This is a genomic window from Cellulomonas sp. A375-1 (assembly GCF_001040865.1).
Lineage (GTDB): Bacteria > Actinomycetota > Actinomycetes > Actinomycetales > Cellulomonadaceae > Cellulomonas > Cellulomonas gelida.
Window position 1 is genome coordinate 1 of record NZ_LFKW01000033.1, and the last position, 6351, is coordinate 6351.

3 protein-coding genes are annotated in these 6351 nt (G+C 75.7%); 1 reads left to right on the forward strand and 2 read right to left on the reverse strand.

The genetic code is table 11. The annotated features are described in order from the left end of the window. On the reverse strand, positions 1-756 hold a 756-nt coding region (locus CWIS_RS03635), incomplete at its 3' end, for a hypothetical protein (RefSeq protein WP_369796468.1). 145 nt (positions 757-901) lie between these two features. Here CWIS_RS03635 and eccCa point away from each other — a divergent pair. Beyond that, on the forward strand, positions 902-4870 hold the full coding sequence (eccCa, locus tag CWIS_RS03640; RefSeq protein ID WP_048341887.1) for a type VII secretion protein EccCa: 3969 nt from the start codon (positions 902-904) through the stop codon (positions 4868-4870). An 8-nt stretch (positions 4871-4878) separates the two neighbouring features. Here eccCa and CWIS_RS03645 read toward each other — a convergent pair. Continuing rightward, on the reverse strand, positions 4879-6351 hold a 1473-nt coding region (locus CWIS_RS03645), incomplete at its 5' end, for an RDD family protein (protein ID WP_048341888.1).

Sequence of the window (6351 nt, forward strand, 5' to 3'; positions counted from 1 at the left end):
GCCGACCTGCTGCGGCAGGTCGAGCAGCAGGGTCGCGGACTGCACCGCGGCCACCAGGGCGAGCGCACCGAGGACGACCACGGCCTCGTCGTCGCCCGCCCGCAGCGCGCGCGTGACGATCGCGCGGACGCCCGCGACGACCGTCGCGCACACCAGGGCGACGACGACCGCGAGCCGCCGCTGCGCGTCGTCGTCCGGCAGGGTCGCCCACGCACCCGCGGCTGCCGCGAGCAACGGCGCGGCGAGCGTCGCGACGACGGCCGCCGAGGTCGCGGTCCCCCGTCCGGTCCGCCCCGTGGTGGCGACGACGAACGCGAGGAGCAGCAGCGCGACCGTCAGGCCCGTCGAGACCGCGCTCGGGAGGTCGGCGACCGGGCCCAGCATCGCGGAGAGCAGCAGGACCGTGCCGAGCGCGCCCGCCAGCGCGAGGAGACCGGCCTGCGGGCGGGGCCGGCGCGCGATCACCTCAGGGTCGACCTGACGACGTCCCCGCGGGCGCGGCGCGGGGCGCACGACGTGCACCGCGGCACCGTCGCCCACCTGGTCGCCCACCGGCGCCCGCACGTCGAGCAGGCGGCCCGCGGAGTCGAGGACCAGCGTGCCGGGGGCGTCCAGGGGCACGAGGACGGCGCGCAGCGCGTCGCCCAGGAGGACGTCGCGGCGTAGCGCGACGTGCCGCTGCTCGGTGCCGACCGCGACGACGAGCCGCACCTGGGCCTGTGGCACGGCAGCGGCCGACGCGGCGGGTGCCGTCACGTCCACCTCCTCGTTCGCTGCCTCGTCGGACGATGCGCGACGCTCCCGCCGACCGCCCACATGCTACGGGTCCGGATCGCCCCGGTTGCCGGTACCGTTGCGCCGTCTGTCGATCTCCGGCACCTGCCGGGCAGCAGGGAGGCTCATGTCGATCGTCGCCGACCGGAACGTGCAGGCCGGCCCACCACCCGTGCCCACGGGTCAGGTCGTCATGCAGCCGCCGCCCGAGATCCAGCCGTCCGACGGCGTCAGCGGTGTCCTGTCCAACCTCGTGCCGATGCTCGGCTCGGTGGGCTCCATAGTCTTCATCGCGATGTCGCAGCCCGGCGGCAAGGGCATGATCGCCGGCGGCATGTTCCTCGTGGCGTCGCTCGGCTTCGTCGCGGTCAACGGTTGGCGCCAGCGCGCGCAGCACCAGGCGACCGTCGTCGGGGCGCGCCGCGAGTACCTCGCGTACCTCGCGGACCTGCGCCGCACGGTCCGCCAGGCGGCACGCGCCCAGCGCCGCGCCGCGCAGTGGTACGCACCCGAGCCCGGCGCCCTGCCCGCAGTCGCCGAGGAGCGCTCGCGCGCGTGGGAGCGCACGCCCGACCACCCGGAGTTCCTGCGAGCGCGCCTCGGCACGGGCGCCCAGCAGCTCTCGCTGCGCCTGGAGGCGCCCCAGACGCCCCCGCTCGCCCAGCTCGACCCCGTCGCGGCGTCCGCCGCGCACCGGTTCCTCGTGACGCACCGCGTCCAGCAGGACATCCCGCTCTCGGTCGACGTGCGCAGCGCCGCGCGCATCGAGGTCGCCGGCGCGGAGCAGGAGGCGCGGGCGCTGGCCCGCGCGGTCGTCGCGCAGCTCGCGACGTTCCACTCTCCTGACCGCCTGCAGATCGCCGTGCTCGCGAGCGAGCGCGCCATGCCCGCGTGGGACTGGGTCAAGTGGCTGCCGCACGCGCACTCGACGCGCGAGCGCGACGCGGTCGGCCCGGCCCGCATGATCGGCACGACCCTGCCCGAGATCGAGGGCCTGCTCCCCGAGGGCCTGGCCGACCGCCCCCGGTTCGGCCGTGCGGCGCCGTCGGCGACGCCCACGCCGCACGTCCTCGTCGTCGTCGACGGCGGGCACGTGCCGGTCGGCAACGGGATCCTCACGTCGGACGGCGTCCTGGGCATCACGGTGCTCGAGCTGCCCGAGCACTGGGAGGACCTCGAGGACCCGAACGTGCTGCGCTTCCTGCTGGGCGCGGCGCTGCCCGACGGCGGCGTCCCCGTCGAGGTGCTGCGCACCGGTCTCGAGCCCACGCGGCTCAAGGGCGACCAGCTGTCCGTCGCGGAGGCGGAGGCGACCGCGCGTCGTCTGCTGCCGCTGTACGTCGACGCGGGCCCGCAGCGCGCCGACGGCCAGGTCTCCGCGGAGCTCGTCGACCTGCTGGGCCTGGGCGACGTGCGGGACCTCGACCTCGCGCGCGCCTGGCGCCCGCGGCTGCCGCGCGACCGCCTCCGCGTGCCGATCGGCCTGACCCCGCAGGGGCAGCCCGTCGCGCTCGACATCAAGGAGTCCGCGCAGCAGGGCATGGGCCCGCACGGGCTCATCATCGGCGCCACCGGCTCGGGCAAGTCCGAGGTGCTGCGCACGCTCGTGCTCGCGCTCGCCCTCACGCACTCCTCCGAGGACCTCAACTTCGTCCTCGTCGACTTCAAGGGTGGCGCCACGTTCGCCGGCATGGCCGACATGCCGCACGTCTCGGCGATCATCACGAACCTGGGCGAGGAGCTCACGCTCGTCGACCGCATGCAGGACGCGCTGCAGGGCGAGATGGTGCGCCGGCAGGAGCTGCTGCGCGCGGCCGGCAACTTCGCCAACGTCGCGGACTACGAGAAGGCCCGGCGCACCGACCGGCCGGACCTGCAGCCGCTGCCCGCGCTGCTCATCGTGGCCGACGAGTTCTCCGAGCTGCTCGCGGCCAAGCCCGAGTTCGTCGACCTGTTCGTCGCGATCGGGCGGCTCGGCCGCTCGCTGCAGATGCACCTGCTGCTGTCCAGCCAGCGCCTCGAGGAGGGCCGCCTGCGCGGCCTCGAGTCCCACCTGTCGTACCGGATCGGACTGCGGACGTTCTCGGCCGCCGAGTCGCGCACCGTCCTGGGCGTGCCGGACGCCTACGAGCTGCCGCCCGTTCCCGGCGTCGGGTTCCTCAAGCCCGACCCGACCTCGATGATCCAGTTCCGCGCCTCGTACGTCTCCGGCCCGCCCCCGGCGCGGCGGCGCACCGCGGTGGGCGCGGGCCCTGTGGCCACCGGACGCGCGCGCCTCGAGTCGTTCACGGCTGCGCCGGTCCTGTCCGCCTCGACGGTCCGCGACGAGCCCGACGAGCCGTTCGAGGAGGACCAGGAGAAGCGCGCCACGTTCGACATCGCGGTCTCGCTCATGGCGGGCAAGGGTCCCGCCGCGCACCAGGTGTGGCTGCCGCCGCTCGTCGTGCCCGAGACGTACGACCGCCTCATGCCGGACCTCGGGGTCGACCCCGCGCTCGGGCTCGTGTCCCCCGGCTGGCGGGCCGCGGGGCCGCTCACGTTCCCGCTCGGCATCGTCGACCGTCCGCTCGAGCAGCGGCGCGAGAACCTCACGGTCTCGCTCGCGGGCGCGGGCGGGCACATGGCCGTCGTCGGCGGCCCGCGCTCGGGCAAGAGCACCGTGCTGCGGTCGGTCGTCACCGGCCTCGCGCTCACGCACACCCCGCTCGAGGTGCAGTTCTACGTGCTCGACTTCGGCGGGGGCACGTTCACGCCGCTCGTCGGGCTGCCGCACGTCGCGGGCGTCGGGACCCGCGCCGAGCCCGACGTGGTGCGGCGGATCGTCGCCGAGGTCGAGGGGATCGTCGACGCGCGCGAGCGGTACTTCCGCGCGCACGGCATCGACTCGATCGAGACCTACCGGCAGCGCCGCGCCGCGGGTCAGGTCGACGACGGCTACGGCGACGTCTTCCTCGTGGTCGACGGCTGGTCGACGGTCCGCGCGGAGTTCGACGAGCTCGAGCCACGGCTGCAGGCGCTCGCCGGGCGCGGCCTCACGTTCGGCATGCACCTGCTGGCCGCCGCGAGCCGCTGGATGGACTTCCGCACTCAGGTCAAGGACCTGTTCGGCACCCGCCTCGAGCTGCGCCTGGGCGACCCGACCGACTCCGAGCTCGACCGCAAGATCGCCGCGTCGGTCCCGCGCGAGCGTCCGGGCCGCGGCATGGTCGTCTCGAAGCACCACGTGCTCACCGCGCTCCCGCGCATCGACGGTGATGGTGCGGCCGAGACGCTCGGCGCAGGCGTCCAGCACCTCGTGCAGACCGTCGCGCAGTCGTGGCGCGGCGCTCCCCCGCCCAAGCTGCGGCTCCTGCCGGAGCAGGTGGAGCTCGACGAGCTGCGGGTGCGCGCCCCGCGCGCTCCCGGCATCCTGCTCGGCATCGACGAGGCCGCGCTCGCCCCCGTGATGCTCGACGTGCGCGAGGAGCACCACCTGTACGCGTTCGGCGACTCGGGTGCAGGCAAGTCCGGGCTCCTGCGCCTCGTCGCACGCGAGGTGCAGCGCCTGCACACGCCGCAGCAGGCGCAGATCATCGCGGTGGACTTCCGCCGCGCGCTGCTCGGCGAGATCCCCGACGAGTACCTCACGAGCTACCTGACGACGCACGAGCAGGCCACAGCGGAGCTCACCGACCTCGCCGCGTACCTGCGCGGGCGCCTGCCGGGTCCCGATGTCACGCCCGAGCAGCTCCGCGCGCGGTCGTGGTGGTCAGGCGCCGAGGTGTACGTGCTCGTCGACGACTACGACCTGGTCGCGACCTCGTCCGGGAACCCGCTCATCGCGCTCGTCCCGCTGCTCGCGCAGGCGAGCGACGTCGGCCTGCACCTGGTCCTCACGCGCCGGACGGGTGGTGCGTCACGCGCGCTGTTCGACCCGGTCGTGCAGGCCGTGCGCGACCTCGCCGCGCCGGGCCTGGTGATGTCGGGGAGCCCCGACGAGGGTGCGCTCGTGGGCTCCGCGCGGCCGGTGCCGTCGGTACCCGGCCGCGCGCAGCTCGTCACGCGCGACGCGGGCCTGCAGGTCGTCCAGCTGGCCTGGACGCCATCGACGACCTGAGTCCCGCGTCAGCGGCTCTCGACCCGGACCGTCCGCTCGCCGATGCGCAGCGACCAGCCCACGGTGACGGTCGCCCGCGTCCCGGCAGGGAGCGCGGCGGCCGTCCCGTCGGGGCGCACGACGACGGTGCCGTTGGTCGAGCCGCGGTCCACCACCCACAGCTCGCCCGGCCCTGCGGGGCCGAACGCAAGGTGGGTCTTGGACAGCGAGCGGGCGGGGTCGTCGATCGCGACGACGTGCGTGACATCGCCCTGAGGCGCGCGTCCGACGACGCCGTCGCCCACCACGTCCAGACGCTCGCCCGTGTCGAACGCGAGCCGTAGCCCCTGCGGGACGGGCTCCATGCCCGCCGCGGGTGTGCGCAGCCGCGTCAGCTCGATCTCGTCGACCTCGTCGCCGCTCCAGCGCGGCACGGGTGTCGGCTGCACAGACGACGGCTGGACGGGCGACGGCTGGACGGGCGACGGCTGGGCGGCGGACGGCTGCTCGGCGAGCGGCTGCAGGTTCGGCCGTCCGGCGTGCTCGCCGACCGTCGCGCCGATCGAGGGTGCCGTGGGCTCGACGCGCTCGTGGCCCGTCGGGGGCGTGTCGCCGAGGGTCGTCGCGGACATGGCGTCTCCCGACAGCGGCTCGGACATGCCGGTCGTCGGTGCTGGTGCGGGGGGCTCGGTGGCGCCCGGGAACCCGGTGATGAGCGCGCCGCCCGGGGTCTGCTGCGAGGGTCGGCCGGTCCCGACGCCGGGCGGCAGCGGCACGAGGCCGATCGCCGGCGGCACCTCGAGAGCGCCGGACCCGGTCGCTGCCGGCGACGACGGGGCCGGCGCGACGGAAGCGGCAGGCTCGACGGCCGGCGCAGGGACGCTGGACGCGGTGGGCTCGTGCTGGACAGGCGCGGCGTGCGCAGCAGCCGCGGCTGGTGCGGGTGGGGCCGGCGGCGGAGGCGGAGGTGGCACGGGCCCGACCGCACGCGCCACGGCCTGGTCCCACGCGCGCGCCGGGTCCTCCGCGCGCGCCACTCCGGTCGCGCTCGCCAGCAGGACGATCGTGCCCGCGGCCTTGTCGTGCCAGCCGCGCTGCGCGGGCGTCTTGTCGAACACGCCCGAGGCGACGACGAGCCACTGCCCGACGAGGCACACCAGCGCGCCCAGCCCGACGACGAGCTGGCGCAGGAGGATCCTCAGGAGACCCGCAGGCCGCCCGGTCTCCGCCGAGACGGTCCGGATGCCCAGCAGCGCACCACCGAGCGTCGCGCCGGTGATCGACTCGCTGACCCACAGGGCGAGACCACCGAGCCCGGCGAGCGCCGAGGGGACGAACGACGCGGTCGCCGAGGCCGGGCTGACCTCGGGCTCCCCCGCGGTCGCGAACGTGATCGCGACGCCCACGCCGCCGAGGAGCAGGAGCGCCGCACCGTCGATGGCGAACGCAGCAACGCGGCGGCCCACGGGCGCGACGCTGCCGGGGACGACCGGGAACGCCTC